The 21,102-nt window shown below is 71.8% G+C and carries 17 protein-coding genes and 2 pseudogenes; 6 read left to right on the plus strand and 13 right to left on the minus strand.

From position 1 onward, the window contains the following. Positions 1-149: 149 nt before the first annotated feature. The 4 genes and pseudogenes from menD to ACSUPR_RS27625 all read left to right on the plus strand — a co-directional run bounded on the left by menD (position 150) and on the right by ACSUPR_RS27625 (position 3,790). Positions 150-1,865 carry a 2-succinyl-5-enolpyruvyl-6-hydroxy-3-cyclohexene-1-carboxylic-acid synthase gene (gene menD, locus ACSUPR_RS27610; RefSeq protein ID WP_436887781.1) on the plus strand — a complete coding sequence of 572 codons (1,716 nt, stop codon included), beginning with the start codon at positions 150-152 and terminating at the stop codon, positions 1,863-1,865. 134 nt (positions 1,866-1,999) lie between these two features. Continuing rightward, positions 2,000-2,566, plus strand: coding sequence for a dihydrofolate reductase family protein (locus tag ACSUPR_RS27615; RefSeq protein ID WP_436887782.1), 567 nt, complete (start codon positions 2,000-2,002; stop codon positions 2,564-2,566). A 93-nt stretch (positions 2,567-2,659) separates the two neighbouring features. Next, a pseudogene (locus ACSUPR_RS27620) lies at positions 2,660-2,995 on the plus strand (helix-turn-helix domain-containing protein); the annotation flags it as partial. A 97-nt stretch (positions 2,996-3,092) separates the two neighbouring features. Continuing rightward, a pseudogene (locus ACSUPR_RS27625) lies at positions 3,093-3,790 on the plus strand (transposase family protein). A 162-nt stretch (positions 3,791-3,952) separates the two neighbouring features. On the opposite strand, the gene ACSUPR_RS27630 reads toward ACSUPR_RS27625, so the two are convergent. From ACSUPR_RS27630 to ACSUPR_RS27640, 3 genes are all read right to left on the minus strand, one after another. Next, a complete protein-coding gene (locus ACSUPR_RS27630) occupies positions 3,953-4,852 on the minus strand; it encodes a hypothetical protein (protein WP_436887783.1) in 900 nt (299 codons plus the stop codon). A gap of 831 nt (positions 4,853-5,683) precedes the next feature. Further along, positions 5,684-5,863: a DUF397 domain-containing protein gene (locus ACSUPR_RS27635; RefSeq protein WP_436887784.1), complete on the minus strand. Its 180-nt coding sequence runs from the start codon at positions 5,861-5,863 to the stop codon at positions 5,684-5,686. Further along, positions 5,856-6,683, minus strand: coding sequence for a helix-turn-helix domain-containing protein (locus ACSUPR_RS27640; RefSeq protein ID WP_436887786.1), 828 nt, complete (start codon positions 6,681-6,683; stop codon positions 5,856-5,858). Before ACSUPR_RS27640 ends, ACSUPR_RS27635 begins: the two co-directional genes overlap by 8 nt. A gap of 270 nt (positions 6,684-6,953) precedes the next feature. Here ACSUPR_RS27640 and ACSUPR_RS27645 point away from each other — a divergent pair, with 270 nt between their 5' ends. Continuing rightward, positions 6,954-7,481, plus strand: a complete 528-nt coding sequence (locus ACSUPR_RS27645) for an ATP-binding protein (RefSeq protein ID WP_436887788.1) — start codon at positions 6,954-6,956, stop codon at positions 7,479-7,481. Between the two features lie 183 nt (positions 7,482-7,664). Then, on the plus strand, positions 7,665-8,006 hold the full coding sequence (locus ACSUPR_RS27650) for a hypothetical protein (protein ID WP_436887790.1): 342 nt from the start codon (positions 7,665-7,667) through the stop codon (positions 8,004-8,006). A 27-nt stretch (positions 8,007-8,033) separates the two neighbouring features. Here the strand turns inward: ACSUPR_RS27650 and ACSUPR_RS27655 are convergent, their stop codons facing one another. The 10 genes from ACSUPR_RS27655 to ACSUPR_RS27700 form a co-directional block, all read right to left on the minus strand. Continuing rightward, positions 8,034-8,540, minus strand: coding sequence for a flavoprotein (locus ACSUPR_RS27655; RefSeq protein ID WP_436887792.1), 507 nt, complete (start codon positions 8,538-8,540; stop codon positions 8,034-8,036). A 65-nt stretch (positions 8,541-8,605) separates the two neighbouring features. Continuing rightward, positions 8,606-10,036: a glutamine synthetase family protein gene (locus tag ACSUPR_RS27660; protein ID WP_436887793.1), complete on the minus strand. Its 1,431-nt coding sequence runs from the start codon at positions 10,034-10,036 to the stop codon at positions 8,606-8,608. After that, positions 10,033-11,838 (minus strand): IucA/IucC family protein, encoded by a 1,806-nt coding sequence (locus ACSUPR_RS27665; RefSeq protein WP_436887795.1) that lies wholly within the window; start codon positions 11,836-11,838, stop codon positions 10,033-10,035. The genes ACSUPR_RS27660 and ACSUPR_RS27665 overlap by 4 nt, the downstream gene beginning before the upstream one ends. A gap of 5 nt (positions 11,839-11,843) precedes the next feature. After that, the gene (locus tag ACSUPR_RS27670) at positions 11,844-13,649 is read right to left on the minus strand and encodes an IucA/IucC family protein (RefSeq protein ID WP_436887796.1); all 1,806 of its coding nucleotides are present in this window, start codon (positions 13,647-13,649) and stop codon (positions 11,844-11,846) included. Then, on the minus strand, positions 13,642-14,877 hold the full coding sequence (locus ACSUPR_RS27675) for a hypothetical protein (RefSeq protein ID WP_436887798.1): 1,236 nt from the start codon (positions 14,875-14,877) through the stop codon (positions 13,642-13,644). The genes ACSUPR_RS27670 and ACSUPR_RS27675 overlap by 8 nt, the downstream gene beginning before the upstream one ends. Continuing rightward, positions 14,874-16,211, minus strand: a complete 1,338-nt coding sequence (locus ACSUPR_RS27680; RefSeq protein WP_436887800.1) for a lysine N(6)-hydroxylase/L-ornithine N(5)-oxygenase family protein — start codon at positions 16,209-16,211, stop codon at positions 14,874-14,876. Before ACSUPR_RS27680 ends, ACSUPR_RS27675 begins: the two co-directional genes overlap by 4 nt. Beyond that, complete coding sequence (locus tag ACSUPR_RS27685; RefSeq protein ID WP_436887802.1) at positions 16,208-17,785, minus strand: pyridoxal phosphate-dependent decarboxylase family protein; 1,578 nt, start codon at positions 17,783-17,785, stop codon at positions 16,208-16,210. The genes ACSUPR_RS27680 and ACSUPR_RS27685 overlap by 4 nt, the downstream gene beginning before the upstream one ends. Before the next feature lie 185 nt (positions 17,786-17,970). Beyond that, positions 17,971-18,555 (minus strand): GNAT family N-acetyltransferase, encoded by a 585-nt coding sequence (locus ACSUPR_RS27690; protein WP_436887804.1) that lies wholly within the window; start codon positions 18,553-18,555, stop codon positions 17,971-17,973. 127 nt (positions 18,556-18,682) lie between these two features. Continuing rightward, on the minus strand, positions 18,683-19,948 hold the full coding sequence (locus tag ACSUPR_RS27695) for an alanine racemase (RefSeq protein WP_436887805.1): 1,266 nt from the start codon (positions 19,946-19,948) through the stop codon (positions 18,683-18,685). A 99-nt stretch (positions 19,949-20,047) separates the two neighbouring features. Continuing rightward, a complete protein-coding gene (locus ACSUPR_RS27700; RefSeq protein WP_436887807.1) occupies positions 20,048-21,067 on the minus strand; it encodes an ABC transporter substrate-binding protein in 1,020 nt (339 codons plus the stop codon). Positions 21,068-21,102: the final 35 nt, after the last annotated feature.

Raw genomic sequence — 21,102 nt, forward strand, 5'->3', positions numbered from 1 at the left:
GGACACGGATCACAACCCCGGGCGTTCGCCGTCCACGCCCGAACGGGGTTCACTGGAAGGTGTGCGCCCGCGAGATCAGGGGTGCCGTGCGGCACACCGGCACCCTGCGGTGATACTTGGTACATAGCTGACGAACGAAAGCCTTGTGGATGAATCCGTCTACCGCCCTGGCGCGGGTCCTCGTCGATGAACTGGCCCGCTGCGGCCTGACCGAGGCCGTCGTCGCGCCGGGGTCGCGCTCGACGCCGCTCGCGCTCGCCCTGGTCTCCCACCCCGGGGTCCGGGTGCACGTGCGTGTGGACGAGCGGTCGGCGTCCTTCCTCGCGCTGGGGCTGGCCCGGTCGTCGCGCAGCCCGGTGGCCGTGGTGTGCACCTCCGGGACCGCCGCCGCCAACTTCCACCCCGCGGTGCTGGAGGCCGACGAGAGCGGGGTGCCGCTGCTGGTGCTGACCGCCGACCGGCCGCCGGAGCTGCGCGGCACCGGCGCCAACCAGACCGTCGACCAGATCGGCCTGTACGGCGGCGCGGTGCGGATGTTCGCCGAGGTCGGCACACCCGACCCGGTACCGGGGATGGTCGCCTACTGGCGTTCGCTGGTGGGGCGCGCCTGGGGCGCCGCCCGGGGCGGACGGCCCGGACCGGTGCACCTCAACGTGGCGTTCCGCGACCCGCTCACCCCCGACGGCCCGGGCGGGGAGTGGCCCGAGCCCCTGGAGGGGCGGGCCGGGGGGGCGCCGTGGATCTCCCGCCCGGGTCCGGCCGCCGAACCGCCTCCGTTCGTCCTGCCCGACGTCGAGCGCGGCGTGATCGTGTGCGGTGACGGCGACTACGACCCGGTGCCGTTCCTGGCGCTGGCCGAGCTGACCGGGTGGCCGCTGCTGGCCGAGCCCACGTCCAACGCCCGACGGGTGGGCGCGGTCTCCACCTACCGGCAGCTGCTGGCGTCCCCGGCGATCGCCGCGGGACCGGCCCCGGACCTGGTGGTCAGCGTGGGGCGGCCCAACCTTTCGCGGCAGACCCTGGCGTTCCTGCGCCGGGCCCGCCGCCACGTGGTGGTCACCGCCGGGGCGCTGGGCGACCCGGGCGCGTCGCTGCCCACCGGGTTCGCCGACCCGGCGCGCACCGCCACCGACGTGGCGGCCGCCGTCGCGGCCCCGGCGGGGCTGTCCTTCGAGGACCCGCGCCGCACCGACTGGTCGCGGCTGTGGTGGCGGGCCGAGTCCGCCGCCCGCACCGCCCTGGACGCGGTGCTGGACGAGCAGGAGACGCTGACCGAGCCCCGGCTGGCCCGCGACCTGGTGTCGCACCTGGCCGCGGGGTCGCTGCTGTTCGCCGGGTCGAGCATGCCCATCCGCGACCTGGACGCCACGATGCGGGCCCGCTGCGGGGTGCGCCTGGTCGGCAACCGGGGCGTGAGCGGCATCGACGGCACCGTGTCCACGGCCATCGGCGCCGCACTGGCCCACCAGGCCGCAGACCCGGCCGCGGGGGCGTTCGCCCTGTTGGGCGACCTCGCGGTGCTGCACGACCAGAACGGGCTGGTCATCGGGCCGGGGGAGCCGCGCCCGGACCTGGCGATCGTGGTGGTCAACAACGACGGCGGCGGGATCTTCTCCGGTCTGGAGCAGGCCGGGCACCCCGACTTCGAGCGGGTCTTCGGGACCCCGCACGGGGTGACGATGGAGCGGGTGGCGGCGATGGCGGACGTGCCCTACGTCCACCTGGAGTGGGCCACCGACCTGCCCAAGGCGCTGCTGGGGGAGGGGGTGCGCATCGTGGAGGTGCGCACCGACCGCGCCGAGGGCGCGGCCCTGCGCAGACGCCTCCAGGCGGCGGTCGACACCGCCCTGGCCGAGGCCCTGTAGCGCCTGTGCACACCGAGCCCCGCCGGACCGGGTCCGGCGGGGCGGTTCTCTGCGTGGAATCTCCGCGCGTCGCGATGAGTTCCGCCGGATCCGGTGGTCGTACCGTCGAACCCGGAACCGAGGAGGAACCTCCGATGCGCAACGTGACCTGTTCGATGGGCGTCTCGCTCGACGGCTACATCGCCGGGCCGGACGGCGGATTCAACTGGTCGGCGCCCGACCGGGATGTGTTCGACCTGGCCACCGACGAGGTGCGCCGGACCGGCGCCTACCTGCTGGGGCGGCGGCTGTACGAGACGATGACGTACTGGGAGACGGCCGACCAGCACCCGGAACACGACCACCCGACGCGCGCGTTCGCCGAGCTCTGGCGGGCGCTGCCCAAGGTGGTCTTCTCCACCACGCTCTCCGAGGTACGGGGCCGCACCCGCCTGGCGTCCGGCGGCCTGGCGCAGGAGGTCGAGCGGCTGCGGGCCGAGCCGGGGGAGGGCGACATCGCGATCGGCGGGGCCATCCTGGCCGCCGAGGCGGCCGCGCTGGGCCTGGTCGACGAGTACCGGCTCCGGGTGTACCCGGTGCTGGTCGGCGGCGGCACCCCGTTCTTCCCCCGGGCCGAACGCCACGTGGACCTGGACCTGGTCGAGTCCCGCCCGGTCGGTTCCTCGAAGGTGGCCTACCTCCGCTACCGCGTGGTCCGCTGACAGGGTCGCCTATTGGACCTAGTGCTGTGTCCGGAAAGGTTCGCCCGGGTGAGTGATCGGTGTCAGAGTTGACCGCAACACCAGCAGTCGTCCCTGGGAGCCGCGGCGTCCGCATCCCTCAAAGCCCGCAGACTCACCGACCCCGAAAGCCGAAAACTGCAACACATCGTCCGCCGAGGCAGCACCAACACCGTGCGCTACCGGCGGGCGATGATCATCCTGGCCTCGACCAGCAGCAACACCGCCCCGGTTATCGCCAGCCTGGTCGCCGCCGACGAGAGAACCGTCCGCGAGGCCATCCACGCCTTCAACACCCAAGGACTGAGCTGCCTGGACCCTATGTGGGCGGGAGGCCGTCCCCGCCTGCTCACCCCCGACGAGGAAGCCCTCGTCCTAAGACTGAACCTTTTTCAGCCTGAAAGTGCAGGTCACAGCCGCGTACCGGCCACTGGGAACCACCCCTGACAGCAAGAAGCCCCTGGTGAACGGGTCAACAACCACGAAGACCTGAATCCCAAGGGCTCTGATGCTGTTCTACCGCGCCGCCTTGCCGTTGTCACGCCGCACCCTCAACCTGGCCGCCCGCACCATCCGCGCCCACCGCGCCCGGACCCGATCCCGGTGGCGCAGGCTCGACCCGGCCGTTCAGGCCCTGCTCGTGCTGGTCCACCTGTACAAGGGTGAGCCCTTCGCCCGGGTCGCGGCCGGATCCGGCATCAGCACCGCAACCGCATGAGGGTACGTGCGCGAGAGCACCCGCCTGCTCGCCACCCAGGCCTCCACCCTGGAACAGGGGCTGCGCCGTGCCCGCGGCAGCGGCCACGGATACGTGATCGTGGACGGCACCCTCATCGCCTGCGACCGCCTCGCCGCCGACCGGCCCTTCTCCTCCGGCACGGCATGGACATCCAGATCGTGTCCGCCCCCGACGGCGAGCCGGTGTGGACCTCGTGGTCGCTGCCCGGCACGGTGCACGACACCAGGGCCGCCCGGATCTGGCAGATCGCCGAGCGCATCGAGGCGGCAGGGTTCATCGGCCTGGGCGACAAGGGTTATGTCGGTTTGGCCGAGGTGGTGTTCTGCCCGTTCAAGGGGCGCGGCAAGCTCCAGTGGAAGAGGGACGCCAACTCCGTCCACGCCAAGCTCCGCGCACCCGGCGAACGCGCGATCGCCCAGCTCAAGAACTGGACCGTCCTGCGCCGCCTACGCTGCTGCCCGCACTAGGCCGGCCGGATCACCCGCGCTGTGCTGGTGCTTCGACTCCGCGAAGCACGATGAAAAGGCTCACTGTGCGGTGCCTGAATCGCTGATCTTATGAAACTGGTTCTCCCGGAATGAGGAACCCCCTGTTGGTAAATATCAATCATTTCAAGCTCTGGATTGTTATCATTGTCTGAGGTCGGCGCTTCTTGTGCTGATGTCTGCGGATATTATTATCAGTGCCATAATGAAGCCGATCGTGGCCCCATATTCAGGGTGGTTGAACAGTGCAGAGATTAGCCAGCTGCCAATGAAGGCGAAGGAGGCCATTGAGAATGCAGGGCCAATGTGGGGCCGTATTTTCTTCCAGTCTTCTTCGCGTTCTTTTTGTCGTTGGCTGTCATTCTTTTTATTTCGAGCCTCGTACCCTCCGGCTGTGAGCATCCCAAGGCGGAAAGAAATTGCGGCTGGCACTGCTCCTTGGGCGATGACTCCGATGAGGGTCCCAAAATTTTCGGGACCCGTGCCGGTAAGGGATGCAGCCAGCTGCTCGGCTCCCCCGGTGAGGCTCGGGGCTACGATTAGCCCAAAAAGGCATGCGTTGGTTGCAATATGGGTTCCGAAGGTGTGATGTAGATCCTTTTTTGCGGTTAAAGTCCATTTCTCATACATGACCCCCGATCCAAACATTAGTGCCATTCCGCATGCTGCGGCGTACCAGCCTCCGTGGGTTGCGTTCACTAATAGCGAGGTGAAGCCGCTGGAGATTCCAAATAGAGTAGTTGTGATGAGGGGATTTGCATACTGCTCAACTTTGACCTGTGTCGAAGGGTTGATTCTTTTCGTTGGTTCTTGGTTTGGAGTTTCTCCTTTTTTGGCCGGGGTGGTTGTTTTTGTTCCTGCCTGTTGTGTGTCTTCATTTTTCTGGCTTGACTGCATTGAAGTGTGAAGTGCAATTAGGGATGCCAGCGGGACTGCGGTTATTGATGCGATCCATGCTGTCCTTTCGATTCCAAAAAAAGGAATCGTCAGGATTGGAAGTATTGAGAGAGATATAATGGAGAATATTACTGATTTTCGAGTCACGGTTCAGGCATTTTCCACTTGGTGGTTGCTGGAATCATGTTGAGGTGCGACATTCTCGCATGGGGGGAGCTGTGGTGTCCTCTGGATGGCCGAGACCGGTCATCTACGCAAAGTTCTAAAAGCGTGTGGGGGTGCTTCAGGGTAGAGGCGGCGTGAGGTGGTGACCTCTCCTGGGCGTGAAGGCGGGAGGGTGTCGTTGCTCAAAGGTCTGTACCGGACGGCTCCCTTCTGGAAGCGGGCCTGTGTGATCCGGTCAGCTTCAGTCGGGCTAAGGCGCCTGGACTTGAGGTGTTGCCTAGTGTCGGAATTGAATGGTCAGGGTCACCTGATGCTGTCCGCTGCCACGGACGAGCGACGATCAGACACAACGAAGGGCATGTGCCGGATTTTTTCAGAACATGCCCTGAACTGGTCATACTGGGTGCATTATACAGGACTCGAACCTGTGGCCCCTGCTGTGTCGAGGTTCTGTCATTCCAGGAACAAAGCATCGTTATGGGCCGCAGGAACAAGGCAGTGCCCGGCAAGGGCTATGGTCCTTCTTGGGCGTCGGTGATGTGGGGTCGGGGTGGCATGGATGTTAACCACGAGTGGAGTGGAGGAAGGCGGTCCACTCTGGGAGGGTAGGGGCAGGTTTCCGTTGCTGGGGTGCTTGGAGAAACGGACGGCGACCTCGCGAGGGCAGATTGGCGGCCTCGACGCAATCACTAAACCCCGTTGCAGCTGCTATTACGCCAGGTGGTCGGAAGCCGGTTTGAACGGGATCTCTTTGGAGTCGCGAGGCTCGGATGCCAGCGGCTTCGATCTTTCCGACAGGTCATCGTGGTCGGGTCAGTGGCCTCCGTTCTTTTGGAGGGAGGAGAGAAAGCCGTTCCACTCGTGGCGGGGGAAGGCCAGTCCTCCGAGCTCGCGGTGTGCGGTGTCACGCACGTCCGCGCCGCCGCCGTGCTCACGGACCTCGACGCACTCGTTGTTGCCGCCGCTGTATGACGACTTGTGCCATTCAGTCACTGCTGATCCTCTTCATCTCGTCTCGGACGGCCCTCAGTGTTTCATCCGGCCCCCGGGCCACGCCCTGCAAGGCCGCGAACCACATCCGATAGCGTCCCACCTCGTTGGTGGCGGTGATGATCTGCCCCTGGTGGGCCGATTCCACATAGACCACCTCAGGCTGGTCCGCCGAGGTGATGACCCTGAACGGCCCGTTGTTCCCTGCGTGCCTGGGCTCGTCCACCGGGACCGCCAGAAGGTTGATCCGCTCCCGCTCCACCAAGTCCACGATGTGGGCCAGTTGATCCTTTTGCACCGCGGCGGAGCCGTAGCGGCGCATGAGCAGTGACTGGTCGACGACCAGCCAGATCACCGGGGACGCGGCCTTGGCCATCTGTTGTGCACGCTGTGCCCTCTGCCGGGCCCGCTCGGAGATCTCGTCCGCCGACAGCCATGGAGCTCCGTACCGGATCAGGGCCCGGGAGTAGGCCTCGGTCTGTACATAGACCGGGAATACCAGCGCTTGGTACTCGTACAGGGCATCCGCGCGGTGGGTCCGCTCGGTGATCTCGTGCAGCCATGCGCGCCGTCCTGAGCCAGTCAGCTCTTCCCACAGCCGGTTCAGGCGTCCGCCCGCATGCAGGATCTCATCAAGCACATTGCGCAGCCATGGCCGGGCCATGGCCTTTCCATTTTCGATGTCCGATATGTGAGAATTGCTGATCGCCGTTCCTCGCTGACTGACACGTCTGGCGATGGCTTCCTGTGTCAGTTCCGCTTCGATGCGAAGTCGGCGTAATTCACGTCCGAAAACCTTCAAGGTGCGCTCGTCGGGGGTCATGGTCACATCTGACCACATCAGGGGAGTGTTGTGGAGAGATTCCAGAGAATTCCAGGTGCTTCTGGAACATTCGCCGGTTATCCGGACAGCCTCGCGATGCGGATCGGCGGGGCCGCATCCTTTCGTGTGTGGCCACCATCCACTTCCGTGAAAGGAACCGGTGAAACATTCATGAAGCCGAGCTCTACGGGTTCATCCGGCCTGTGCAGGCCGTTGAGCGCTGCACACACCTGTGCCCCGGACGCCGCCGGGCTTCCGTCTTTGCCGGAGGTGACCCTGCCGCTGGGGGAGCTGGTACCGCGGCGGTGCCGCCACTACTTCAACCCCAACGCCTGCCGACCTCACTACAAGGTGCGCTCTTACGAGTTCGGGTCCTCGCCGCAGTTGATGCCGCTGGTGAGGGCGTTCTTGGATGCCAGCGCCGCCGAGCGGGACACCGATTACCGGTACCTGTTCACTCTGCTCGGCTCGGAGCTGGCGGCCAACGCGTTGACCCATTCCCTCTCGGGGCGGCCGTTCGGGACCTTCACGCTGCGCTGCGAGCGCCGCCGCACCGGGCTGCACCTGACCTGCATCGACCAGGGGCACCCGGACGGGCGCACCACACCCGACGGGCGGAGCGAGCACCTGGTCGCGGACCCGGAGGGGCTGGACACGAACGCTGAATCGGGGCGAGGACTGGCGTTGGTGGACACCCTGGCGACTTCGTGGGGTGACAACGGCATCGCCGACCACCGCCAGGTGTGGTTCTTCCTCGCCTACGACCTGACCGGCAACCCCTGGGCCAGCGCAGCCTGAACCGGTCCGGGCGGGAAGCGCAGCCCCGCAGGGCCAATGACACCCGCCCCCGCGACAACTGAAAACACAGGTGCCCCGGCCGATGCGCGAACACCGGGCCGGGGCGTGATCACCGCCTGCACCAGTCAGGAGGAGACCTTGCGTCACCCTACTACTGGCCGCCACCGACGGCCCTGCCGCAGCATGGCCGCACACGTGTGGGCCCTGACCGCCGCGCTGCTGGCCACCGCACTGGCCGCACTCTTCATCTCCCGCCGAGCAGACCGCAAGCCGCGCATCCCGCCCGCCACCCCTGAACGCACCAGTGCCAGCCAGCGCGGGGACCTGCTCGCAGACCAGGGCGACCGGGCGGACGACGACCCGGACCAGATCGCCGGGGCATTGGTCCGCCCCTACCTGAACCTCGTTCCCCGCCCTCTTCCGGCAGAGCCGGAGGACTACCCGGCCGCGCCTCCGGAACCGGCCGAGGAGGAGTTCGCCGAGTTGGCCGAACGCATTCGCACCTACCTGGCCTTGCGGACCTGAAGCGGCTCCGACCGGCTCAGGCCCGCCTCAGCCGGTCGGAACCCCGGCCAGCGCATCGGCGACCCGGCGCCAGGCAGGGAGACCGCGGGTTGCGTCCTGGAGAAGGGTGACGTGGGAGATCTCCTCCAGGAGCCCGAGGCTGCGGTCCCAGGCCGGGTGCCCCGAGAGCGCCTCCCCGGCCTTGGGGACCAGGAACGTCGGCACACCGCGCCCGATCATCTCGCACACCAGCGCGACCGCGAAGGTGTCCGTGATGCCGAGCGCCGTCTTGTTCGTGCTGTTGAACGACCACGGGCAGGCCAGGACCGCGTTCGGCGGCGGCAGGCTCACCCCGGTCCCCGGGCGGCGGAAGTCCACGCGCACCGGTTCGCCGGTGAGTTCCTCCAGCGCGTCGAGGTCGTGGAAGGAGGTCCCCGTCGGTGTGCACAGCACGGTGATCCGCCACCCCTCGCCCTGGAGCAGGCGGACCAGATCGGGGGCGGTCTCCTCCGGGGTCGTGAGGGCTCCGGAGAGGGTGAGGTACAGAGTTCGCATGCGGTCCAGTCTGGCCGCCGCGGACGACCGGCGCCCCGCCGGGGAGCCCCGGCGGGGCGTGCGCATCAACCGCGTTCGAAGTGGCGGCGGCGCTCGAAGTCGGTCACGGTGGCGGAGAAGGCCGCCAGCTCCGCCCGGCCCGCCGCCGCGTAGTGGCGGACGATGTCGGGGCCGAAGACCGAGCGGGCGACGTCGCTGTCCTCCCAGGCCAGGACCGCCTCCTCCAGGGAGGCGGGCAGCCGCGGCAGGTCCGGGGCCGCCCCCGCGTCGCCCGCCGTGGGCTCCGGCAACGGCAGCGCCTGGTCGATCCCGTACAGGCCCGCGGCGATGATCGCCGCCACCGACAGGTACGGGTTCGCGTCCCCGCCCGGCACCCGGAACTCGATCCGCGCCGACTCCCCCTGCCCGACCACCCGCACCGGGCAGGTCCGGTTGTCCAGCCCCCAGGCGATCGAACTCGGCGCGTAGGCCTGCGGGGACAGCCGCTTGAACGAGTTCACGTTGGGCGCGTGCAGCAGCGCGAACTCCCGCATGCACGCCAGCTGGCCCGCCACGAAGTGCTCCATGTGCTCGGACATCCCGTACCGGCCCGACCCGTCGTCGGCGAACACGGGCGCCCCCGTCCCGTCGCGCAGCGACAGGTGCACGTGGCAGGAGTTCCCCTCCCCTTCGTCGTACTTGGCCATGAACGTCAGCGCCACGCCCGCCTGGGCCGCCAGCGCCTTGGCCCCCGCCTTGTACACCACGTGGTTGTCGCAGGTCCGCAGCGCGTCGTCGTACCGGAACACGATCTCGTACTGCCCCGGGTGGCACTCCCCGCGCGCCGACTCCACCCGCATCCCCGTCCGCTCCATCGCGGTGCGGATCCGCCGCACCAGCGGGTCGATCTCGGTGACCTCCGGCAGCGCGTAGTCGGAGTTGAACCGGGTCGCGGTGGTCAGGCCCCGGTAGCCGCCCTCGAACGCCTCCTGGTAGGAGTCGCGGAACACCAGGAACTCCAGCTCCGTCCCCGCCAGCGCCCGCCACCCCCGCTCGGCCAGCCGCTCCAGCTGCTCCTTGAGCACCTGCCGCGGCGCCACCGGCACCGGCCGCCCGCCGGAGTCCAGGGCGTCGCCCAGCACCAGCGCCGTCCCCGGGTCCCACGGCAGGTAGCGCAGCGTCCCCGGGTCGGGCAGGATCGCGAAGTCGCCCAGCCCCCCGCCCCACGGGTCGGTGGCGTACCCCGGCCGCGACTCCATCTCCACGTCGGTGGCCAGCAGGTACAGGCAGGCGTCGAACCCGTTCTCCAGCACCCGCTCGGCGAAGTCGCGCGGGGCCACCCGGCTGCCCTGCACCCGCCCCTGGAGGTCGGGCAGGGCCACGATCACGTCGGTGATCCCGCCCGACTCCACGTCGGCGCGCAGCCGCTCCAGCGGCACCGGGAACGGCGGCGCCGGGGGAGAGGGCGGCAGGGTCTCGTACAGGGGCGGCAGTCCGTCGCCGACCAGCGGGCTCATCGGTCCCCTCCGGGGGTGTGCAGCGGGTTGGGGATCGGCGGGGCGTCCAGGTGGAACTCGGCGTCGCGCTCGGCGCGGTCGTGGTACCCGCCGCCCAGCAGCCGCTCCCGGTTCAGGCACACCCGCTCGTACTCCGGAGCCAGCAGGTCGAACAGCGCGAACCGGTCGGCCAGCTCGGGGAACTCGGCCTGGTACCGGTCGATCTCGGCGCGCACCAGCGCCCAGAACCGCTCCTCGCCCACCCCGAGCTGCTCCTCCACCAGCGGCGCCAGGTACCGGAAGTGCCCGATGAACAGCGACTTGGCCACGGACGAGGTCAGCTCGCGGGCGTCGAAGCGCATGAGCACCCCCAGCGCCCCGGCGGGCAGCCCCTCGTACTCGGGCAGGTCCGTGTCCAGCAGCTTCATGTCGTCCACGAAGTCCTTGACCGCCAGCCGCACCGGCCGGTCGCGCTCGTCGTAGACGACGATCGTGTTCTCCCCGTGCGGGTTGAAGGCCAGCCCGTACCGGTAGAGCAGGTGCAGCAGCGGCGGCAGCACCGTCCCGAACAGGGCGGCCAGCCACTCCTCCGCGGACAGCCCCGAGCGCTCCACCAGCTCCGCGGTGAACGCCCGCCCCCCGCCGTCCACGTGCAGCAGCGCGGCCAGGGTGCGCGCCCGCTCGCCCGGGTCCAGGTACTCGGAGACCGGCTCGCGCCACAGCGCGCCCAGCAGCTGCCGGTGCCGGTACGGGGCGTCCGGGATGTCCTCCAGGACCGGGTGGCGCACCGCGACGGCGGCCACCTCGCCGGGCAGGATCACCCGGTGCCGCTCGGCCAGGAACGTGTCCTTGGCGTGCAGCGCGTGCACCCACCCGGTGCTCACCGGGGCGGCCCGGCACAGCTCGGTGGGGATGCCCCGGTAGACCATGGTGTTGAGGATGGCCAGCGACAGCTTGACATTGAACCGGTCCGGCCGGGTCAGGTTGGTGAACGTGCGGATGGACTGCTGGGGCAGGTAGTCGTCCCCCGCCTCGCCCAGCGGGACGATGAGCCCGCGGGCCAGTTCGGCGGCGAACAGCGGCACCACCACCTCGTCCCACTGCCATGGGTGCACCGGCAGCCACACGAACGCGTCCGGGTCGGCGCCGGCCGCGGCCAGCCGTTCGGTGAACCGGGCGGTGAGGGGCCCGCCCAGCTCCCGGGCGCGCAGGACCTCCGGTTCCAGGCCGGGCACCGCGTGGTACTCGGCCAGGGAGGAGTGGACCGCGATCCAGGGCATCCGCGCGGGCCGCCGCGCCTCGGGCGGGAACTCCGCGCGGTCGCGTGCGGAGAAGCCCACCCGCCCCTTGTTGGCGAAGATCCACGGGTGCCCGGTCTGGTACCCCTCCAGGTCGGCGTAGGCCAGGTCGGCCAGGTCGGCGGCGGTGCGCCGCTCCACGGCCAGCCGGGCGTCGGCGGACAGGGTGGCGGTCAGCTCGCCCACGGTGAACGCCTCCACCGCCGGGTCCACGATCCCGGCCGCGCCCAGGTCGCGCAGCAGCGTGAACGGGGACGCCGGGGCCTCGGCGCCGTCGGCGCCGACACGGGTCACGCCGGGCAGGACCCGCCACCCGTCCAGGGAGGTGCGCCGCCCCCCGAACCGGTAGCGGGCGGTGCCCACGGCGGCCGTCCAGCGGCCGGGCCCGTCGGGTTCGGGGCGCAGGGCGTACTCGAAGCACAGCTCGGCGACCATCTTGGCGGCCAGCAGGTCGCAGGCGCGGTCCCAGTGCTCGGCGGTGAGCTCGGCGGGCACCGGCAGGGTCGGTCCGGATACGGCGGTCATGTCGTTCACTCCCCCTCCCCGGGCACGGCCAGCGGGTTGTCGACCAGGCCGTGCATGACGTCGAACTCCGCGTCGCGCTCGGCGCGCTCGTGGAACCCGCCGCCCATGAGCTGCTCGCGGTTGAGGGCCACCCGGCCCACCTTCGGGGCCAGCAGGTCGAACCAGGCGAACCGCTCGGCCAGCTCCGGGAAGCGCGCGTGGTAGGCGAGCACCTGGGCGCGGGCCAGCGCCCACAACCGCTCCCCGGGCACCCCGAGGTCGTGCTCGACGATGTCGGCGAGGAAGCGCAGGTGCCCGGCGCAGATCGCGGACAGTACCGAGTGGGCGAGCTCCTCGGGCTTCCAGCGGTGCAGCACCGACCGCACGTGCTCGGGGATCTCGGCGTACTCGGGCAGGTCGAAGGGGAGCAGCTCCACGTCGGACCCGAAGTCCTTCAGGGCGATGCGCACCGGGACCTCGTTCTCGTCCATGATGAGCACCACGTTCTCCCCGTGCGGGGTGAAGGACGCCCCGTACCGGTACAGGTAGTGCAGCACCGGCGGGAACAGGGCGGCGACGAACCGCTCCAGCCAGGCCTGCGCCCCCAGCCCGGAGCGCTCGATGAGCTCGGCGACCAGGGGGCGGCCGTCGGAACCGCGCAGCAGCAGGCAGGCCATGGTGCGGGCGCGCTCGCCCTCACGCAGGTGGTGGTGGATCGGCTCGCGCCAGATGGTGCCCAGCAGTTCGTGGAACCGGTACGGGGCCTGCGGCATCCGCGCGAACACCGGGTGCGGGACGGTCGCCGAGGCGCGCTCGGCGAGCATCACGACCCCCGTCTCGGCGAAGTAGGCGTCGCGTTCGGCGAGGTCGCGCAGCCAGGTGCTGGTGTGCGGGGCACAGCCGGTCTGGGTGCCCGAGAGCCCGCGCCAGACCAGGGTGTTGCGGATCATCAGGGGGACCTTGACGTTGAGCCGGTCGGGCCGGTCCAGGTTCATCAGGGTGCGGATGGACTGGAAGGGGCGGTAGCGGTCGCGGCTCTCACCCAGGCGCACCACCCGGCCCAGGGCGATCTCCCCGGCGAACAGCGGGGCGACCACCTCGTCCCACTGGAAGGGGTGGACGGGGATCCACAGGTAGGCGTCGGGGTCGCCGCCGCGGGAGCGGATCCGTTCGGCGAACTCCTCCCGCTGGTCCCCGTCGATCTCGGCGGCCACCAGGGAGGCCCGGTCGGTGCCCGCCATGGCCTGGAACCCGCCCAGGTCGGGGTGGACGGCGATCCACACCAGGCGGAACGCGCCGCGGGCCTCGGGGGTGTAGCGGGCGGCGTCGCCGGCGGAGAACCCGAGGCGGCCCTTGTTGACGAAGATGCAGGGGTGGCCGGTCTGGTACCCCTCCAGGTCCTCGTAGGGCAGGTCGGCCAGGGCCGCGGCGGGCAGGGCGGCTGCCAGCAGGCGGGCGTCGGCGGTGTGGGTGGCCAGCAGGTCGCGCACCACCTCGGCCAGGGAGTCGCCGGGCAGGCCCACGGTCTTCTGTGCGTCGGTGACGAACCGGGTGGGGTCCCAGGCGGGCTCGGAGCCCCCGGCGTCGGTGCGGACGAAGGAACCGGGGTCCACGTGCCAGGACCCGAAGCCGCCGCGCCGGGCGGTGAAGGCGTAGGCGACCCCTCCGTCCACGGGCAGCCGCCACGCGGGGGAGCCGCCGGGCGCCCCGGAGACGGGTTCGGGGGTGATCATCTCCTCGTAGGCCATCTCGCCCACCATGTGGGCGAGCAGGCGGCTCCCGGCCCGGCGCCACAGGTCGGCGTCGCGGGTGGACTGTGCGTTCTCAGACATGGTGCGGACTTTCGGTGCGGTGCGCGGTCGGGTCGTCGGAGGCGTCGGGGGTGTCGGGCGGCGGGTCCGGGGCGCGCGGGGTCCGGGCCGGGAGCGACAGCAGCAGCGCGAGCGCGGCGAACAGCCCGGCCCCGGCCAGCAGCGGCAGCCCCGTCCCGGCGCCGGCCAGTGCGGTGGCGGCCACCGGGCTGACCAGGGTCGCGGCCACCCGTACGGTGGCCACGGCCGAGAACGCCGGCCCGTCCGTGCCGGTCACGGCGAACACCCGCAGGTCCAGGGCCACGTGCCCCAGCCCCAGGCCGATGCCGAAGACCACCCGGCCCACTGCCAGCAGGGCCGGGTCGACGGTGAGGAACTGCCCGGCCAGCCCGGCCGCCGCCAGCAGGCACGCCGCCGGCAGCAGCGCCCGGCCCAGCAGGGTGTGCGCCCGTCCGGCCAGCGGCAGCACCGCCAGCACGGCCACCTGCGGGAGGAGGAAGAGGACGGCGGCGGCCGTGGGGCCGACGCCGCCGTCCTCCGCGTAGAGGGTGAAGAACGGGCGCACGACCAGCCGGGCGGTCTCGACCGCCAGCACGACGGCGCTCACCGCGGCGATCGCGAGCACCGCTCCCCGCCGCGGGGCTGCGCCCCGCGTCCCGGCGGGCGCGTGCTCGGCGCCGTCGGAGACGGCCGGTCCGCCGCCGCCCCCGGGCAGCCTGCGGTGGCACAGCACCGCCAGCGCCACGTACAGCAGCGCGCAGGCGGCGATGCCCCACCGGGGCTGGGGCAGGGCCATGATCCCGGCGCCGATGAGGGTGGCCACCACCGTGCCGCCGTTGATCATGTAGGCGAACACGGTGACGTCGCGGACCCGGTCGGTACCGGTGCCCACGAACGCCGGGTAGGCCAGGGTGAACGCCATCGTCACCGCCACCTGCACCGCCGACACCACCAGGAACACCGGATAGGTCGGCGAGACGGCCAGCACCAGCTCCAGCACCGCCGCGGCCCCCAGCGAACCCAGCACCAGGGACGACAGCGAGAAGCGGCGGGCGACCAGTCCCCACAGCGGCATGGCCACGAGCGCGGTCACCCGGCACACCCAGATGTACACGCCGGTCGCGGCCGGGTCGGTGACCCCGAACAACCGCTCGAACAGCTGCGGGTAGAACGGGCTCAGCGCCACGTCGCTCACCAGGTGGAGCAGGATGACCAGCAGGTACAGCCGACGGAACGAGGCCCCGCTCACCGTCGCGCCCCGGCCGGGGCGCCGAACGACGTGAACGCCGTCCGCTCGGGCAGCCGGTACACGGTGCGCCCGGTGATCCCGTTGAGGATGACGGCCGCCCGCCAGGCGCCCAGCCCCAGGTCGGGGGCGCCCACGCCGTGGGTGTGCAGTTCGGCGTTCTGCACGTGGACGGGTGCGGTGAGCGTCGGATCGGTGGCCAGGCGCAGGTTCTCGTCGATGAACGGGCGGCCCCGGTCGTCGGTCTCGATGAGCTTGGCGATGGGCGCCAGGAAGTCGGGGGAGCGCTGGGCGTACCCGGAGGCGGCGATCACCGCGCCGGTGCGGACGGTGAACTCGGTGTCCTGCTCGCGGTGGCGGAACCGCAGGGCGAACCCGTCGCCGTCGGCCTCGGCGGCCAGCAGCTCGCACTGGGCGCGCAGGCTCACGCCCGGGTCGGCGCCGGCGATGCCGCGCTCGTAGAGCACGTCGTGGATCTCGGCGATGGTGTCGCCGCTGATGCCCTTGTACAGCTGCCACTGGGCGGGGACCACCCGGTCCTTGGTCTCCTGGGGGAGGGCGTGGAAGTAGCGGGTGTAGTCGGGGGTGAAGTGCTCCAGGCCGAGCTTGGAGTACTCCATCGGCGCGAACGCCGGCGAGCGGGTCAGCCAGTGCACGGCGGTGCCGCGGTGGGCGGGGGAGCGCAGCAGGTCCAGGAAGACCTCGGCGCCGGACTGGCCCGAGCCCAGGACGGTGATGTCGTCCACCCCGTCCAGGAGGGCGGCGCGGTCGAGGTAGTCGGCGGCGTGGAACACCCGCTCGCCCACCAGGGGGCGCAGCGGCTCGGGCAGCACCGGCTCGGTGCCGATGCCCAGGACCAGGGCGCGCCCGCGGGTGCGGGTGACGGTCCCGGCGGCGTCGGTGTGCTCCACGGTGAACACGCCGTCCTCGTGGTGGACGGCGCCCACCCGGGCGTCGAACCGGCACGAGTCCAGGGAGCGGGCGACCCAGCGGCAGTAGTCGTCGTACTCCCGGCGCGGCACGTGGAAGTGCTCGGAGAAGTAGAACGGGAACAGCCGGTCGTGCTCGCGCAGGTAGGACAGGAACGACCAGGGGCTGGTGGGATCGACCAGGCTCACCAGGTCGGCGAGGAACGGCACCTGGAGCCGGGCGCCCTCCAGCAGCAGGCCGGGGTGCCAGGAGAAGCCGGGCCGTGCCTCCAGGAAGCGGGCGGTGAGGCCGGGAACACCGTCGGCCAGGGCGGCCAGGGCCAGGTTGAAGGGGCCCAGGCCGATGCCCACCAGGTCGTACACCGTGTCCTGGGTCGCGGCGGCCGGGGGCCGGGGGGTGGTGGTCAACGGGACTCCTTCAGGGCGGAGAGTTCGGTGTCGCCCGCGGCGACGACCTCGGCGAGCAGTGCGGCGGTGTCCTCGGCGGTGGTGGCGGGGTTGAGCAGCGTGAGCTTGAGCCACACCCGGCCGTCGATCCGGGTCCGGCCGACCACGGCCCGGCCCTCCTCCAGCAGGCGGCGGCGCAGCCGGGCGTTGACCTCGTCGGAGTCGGCCCCGGCGTCGTAGCGGAACACCACGGTGGTCAGGGAGGGCGCGGCCGCCAGTTGGAGCCTCGGGTGGGCGGTGACCCCGGCGGCGGTGCGCAGGGTCAGGTCGCGGCAGGCGTCCACGAGGCGGCCCAGCCCGTCGGTGCCCAGGACCCGCAGGGTGACGGCGATCTTGAACACGTCGGCGCGGCGGGTGGTGCGCAGCGAGTAGCCGAGCAGGCTGGGGTAGCCCGCCTCCTCGTCGTCGGCGGGGTTGAGGTAGTCCACCGAGCGGGACAGCGGTGCGAACAGGGCGCGTTCGCGGGTGAGCAGGACCCCGGCGGCCACCGGCTGCCAGCCGAGCTTGTGCAGGTCCAGGCCGACCGAGTGGGCCCGGCCCAGTCCGGCGAGCAGGCCGCGCAGCCTGCGGGAGAACAGCAGGCCGCCGCCGTAGGCGGCGTCCACGTGCAGCCACACCCCGTACTCGCGGGCGATGTGGGCGACGGCGCCCAGGGAGTCGATGCCGCCCAGGTCGGTGGTGCCCGCGGTGGCGACGATCGCGACGGGGATGTCGCCGTCGGCGCGCAGGGCGTCCAGGGCCTCGCGCAGGGCGCGCGGGCGCATCCGGTGCTGGGCGTCCACGTCGACGGTGACGACGGCGTCCTCGCCCAGGCCCAGCAGGGCGGCCGAGCGCTGGACGGAGAAGTGGGCGGCGGCCCCGCACAGGATGCGCGGGCGGGCTCCGGCGGCCGCCCGGGCCACCCCGTGGCGGACGGGGTCGTGCTCGGGTCCGGCGAGGGCGTGGTCGCGGGCCAGCAGCAGCGCGGTCAGGTTGGATTCGGTGCCGCCGGAGGTGACCACGCCGCCCGCGGTCGCGGGGTCGTACCCGGCCAGGCCGGCGAGCTCGCCGATGACCTGGGTCTCCATGGCGGTCGCCGCGGGCGCCTGGTCCCAGGAGTCCAGGGACTGGTTGAGGACGGAGGCGACGGCGTCGGCGGCCACCGCCACGGCCAGCGGTGGGCAGTGCAGGTGGGCGGCGCAGCGGGGGTGGGACGGGTCGGCGGCGTTCACGGCCAGGGTGTGCGTGAGCCGGTCCAGGACCCGCTGGGCCGTGTCGGGGGCGTGCCGGTCGCCTTCGGGGGCGGCGGACAGCGGGCCCAGGGCGGCCCGGACCGCCTCGGCCACCTCGTGCGGTGTGCGGGCGGGCAGCGGGCCGCCGCGTTCGTCGCGGGCCGAGTCCAGGACCTCGGCGGCGGCCGCCATGAGGGCGGCCACGGTCTCGGGGCCGCCGGGGGCCCCGGCCAGCGCGTCGGGCAGCAGGGCGGAGGCGTCGGTGGGGACGGTGAGGCCGCCGGTGCCCCAGGTCACGGTGTCGCCACCGGGAGTGATGGTCATGGGCGTCGGGCTCCTGTTCTCTCTCCGAGGCGGTTCGGGACGCGCGCGGACGAGGGCGGGGGTGGGGGAGTCCCGGGCCGCGGGGCCCGGTCGGTGGGGTGTGCGGGGGCGGTGGGGGCCGCGGGTCCCGGAGCCGCCGGGGCGGGGGCGGGGCACGGTCGGGGCGGGGCGCCCCGGGGCGGGGGTCAGCGCAGGGGCATGAGCAGGGCGTGGTGGCGGCGCCAGCCCGGGTGGGGCTCGACGTCGCCGACGTGGGTCCAGCCGTTGCGCAGGACCAGGGCCAGGGCGTGGTCGTTGGTCCTGGCGACCAGTCCGGCGACGCGCTCCTCCGGGCGGCCCTGGACGAGGAAGGGGAAGGCGCGCTCCACGACGCCGCCGCCGCGGAACGGCTCGGTGACGAGGGCCTCGCACAGGGCGAAGGTGCGGCCCGGGTACTCGGTGGTGAGCTCGTCCGCGTCCAGGCCGGGCAGCGGGGTGAAGCCGTTCCACCAGCCGGTGGTCTCGGGCAGGGTGTACCCGTAGGCGAAGCCGGCCAGGGCCCCGTCGGCGTGGCAGGAGGTGAGGCGGAAGCCGTCCCGCCCGGCGCTGAAGGCGAGGCGTTCGGCGAAGGTCGGGTCCCGGTGGTCCGGCAGGTGGAGGTCGCGCGCGTACACCTCCTCGTAGGCCGCCACCCAGGGGGAGGGATCGGCGAGGACGTCGGCTCCGGTGAGGTTCTCGATCCGCCAGGTGATGGGGGCCGGGGCGGCCGTGGGAGCGGAGGAGGCGGACACGGTGGGACTCCTTGTTCGGGAAGACGGCGGCGGGGGCGGGCGCGGTCGCGCCTCGCGACCGCATCAATTAGGGCAGGCTAACCTAAGAGGTGTCAAGGGGGGCATGTGTGTCCCCCGACACAGGCGCTCAGGGCAGCCGGGAGTCCACGGTGGTGCGGACCGCCGCGGGATGGCCCAGGAACGCGGGCATGGCGAACTCGAACCCGTACGCGCCCGCGTTGGGGAAGACCAGCACGTCGCCGGCGCGCACTGAGGCCACCCGCACGTCCCTGGCCAGCACGTCCTCGGGGGTGCACAGCTCGCCCGACACCGTCACCGACGCCCCCCGGGCCTGCGGCCGGGGCACGCCGTCCGGCCACGGGCCGCCCTCCAGCACCGCGAAGTTGTGCCGGATCTCCCACGACGTGGGCAGCTGGAAGTGGTTGATGCCGCCGCGGACCACCGCGAAGGTCCCGCCGTAGGCCGCCTTCACGTCCGTCACCCGGACCGCGTACCAGCCCGCCGGGGCGCCGATCCACCGGCCCGGTTCGAACACCACCTCCACCCCCGGGTCCGGGACGGCCGCCAGCGCGGCGCCGAACCCCTCCAGGTCGAAGTCGTCCCCGCCCGCCTCGAACGGCACGCCGAGGCCGCCGCCCACGTCCACCGTGCGCAGGTCCACCCCGTGCCGGTCCGCCGTGTCGCGCGCCCACTCCAGGCACCACAGCACGTAGGCGGCGTGCGCCGCGGCGTCGGTGTTGCCGCTCACCGCGTGCACGTGGAATCCCGCCAGGTCCAGCCCCGGCAGCTCCCGCACCGCCGCCACCGCGGCGGGCACCTCGGCCTCGGGGATCCCGAACGGGCCCGGGGTGCCGCCCATCACCAGGGAACCGCTCACCGGGACCCCGGCCGGGTTGACCCGGATCGTCACCGGCAGCACGGTGCCCGCGGCGAGTGCCGCCGCCGAGGCCCGGTGCGCCTCCAGCACGCTCTCCAGGTTCACCACGACATCGGCGCCGCGCTCGGCGCGCAACACCGCCAGTCCCCCCAGCAGCTCGGGCGTCTTGCCCGGGCCGCTCACCGCGATCCGCCCGCCCGGGCCACCGCGCCGCTCGCGCAGCGCCGCCAGCGAGGCGCGGGCCTCGCGCAGCGAGGCCGCCTCGAACCCGTCCACGGCCTCGGCCAGGTGCGCCAGCACCGGCTCGAACCCGTTGGCCTTGACCGCGAAGTACACCCGGGCCCAGCCCGGCAGCGCCTTGCGCAGCGTGCGGGCCCGGTCGGCGGCCAGTGCCGGGTCGTAGACATAGCCCGCCCCCGTCCCGGAGGCCAGCTCCAGCGCCGCCGCCCGCACGGGGGCGGGGATCCGGTCGGCGTCCAGGCAGGGGGCGTGCTCGAAGGAGCGGGGCGGTTCCACGGGGGTCTCCAAGCGGTACACGGCGACGGGAGCGCGCGGGGCACGGGTGCGCGGCGTCCGCGGACGCCGCGCACCCGTTCGGGCGGGACTGAGGGCGGGTTACCGCTGGGGGTCGACGCCGAAGATCTCGGCGAGGTCGTCCAGGACCTCGTGCGCGGCGATCAGGCCCACGCCGGAGATCCAGTACTCGTCGTTCACCTCGGTGATCTCACCGGTCAGCTCGCCCCACAGCGGAGCGGACATGTACTCCTCCTTGCTCTCCTGCACGCCGTCGGCACCGCCGTCGTCGTAGGTGGCGACGAAGAGGTGGTCGGCGTCCAGGTCGAGCAGGCGCTCCTGGCTGTGGTAGGTGACGATCTCCTCGGATTCGGTGTCCACACCCGGGCCCGGCTCCAGGCCCACGTCCTCCAGGATCACGCCGATGTAGGACTGCGGGGTGTACAGGCGCACGCCGTCGGCGTCGCCGGCGAAACGGACCGCGGACACGGTCGGCGCCTCGCCGCCGTTGGCCTCCACGATCGCCTCGCCCAGGGCGGCGGCGCGCTCCTCGAACTCGGCGACCAGGCGCTCGGCCTCCTCCTCGGCGTCCAGGGCGGCGCCGGTCAGGACCAGGTTCTCCTTCCACGTGGCGCCGGTGGTCTCCGACATGACGGTCGGGGCGACCTCGGAGAACTGCTCGTACCCGTCGCCGTGGCGGACCTGGGCCGACAGGATCAGGTCCGGGTCGGTGGCGGCCACCGCCTCGGGGTCGACCTCCCACAGCAGGCCCACCGGGACGGCCTCGTCGGCGGTGCCGACGTTCCAGTCGCTGTCCAGCAGGTAGTCGGGGAGAGACTCGGTGTCCTCGGCGAAGGTGGTGAAGCCCACCACGTTGCCGCCCAGCGCCAGGGTGGAGTCCACGAAGGCGGCGTCCAGCGGCAGGACCCGCCCGGGGGCGGCGGGGAGCTCGGTCGAGCCCAGGAAGTGCTCCACCGTGCGGGGGTAGCCGTCGCTGGGCTCGTTGACGGCGTCGGGGTTCCCCTCGGGGCCGCCGGCTCCGCAGGCGGTCAGCATCGCCACGGCGGCGGTCGCCGCGACGGTCGGCAGGGTCAGTCGACGCGGCCGGGTGGGCAGGGTCATTCAGGGGCTCCATCAGGTCGGGGAACGCGCCGGGT

This window comes from Nocardiopsis dassonvillei, from assembly GCF_964273065.1.
Taxonomy (GTDB): Bacteria; Actinomycetota; Actinomycetes; order Streptosporangiales; family Streptosporangiaceae; genus Nocardiopsis; species Nocardiopsis dassonvillei_B.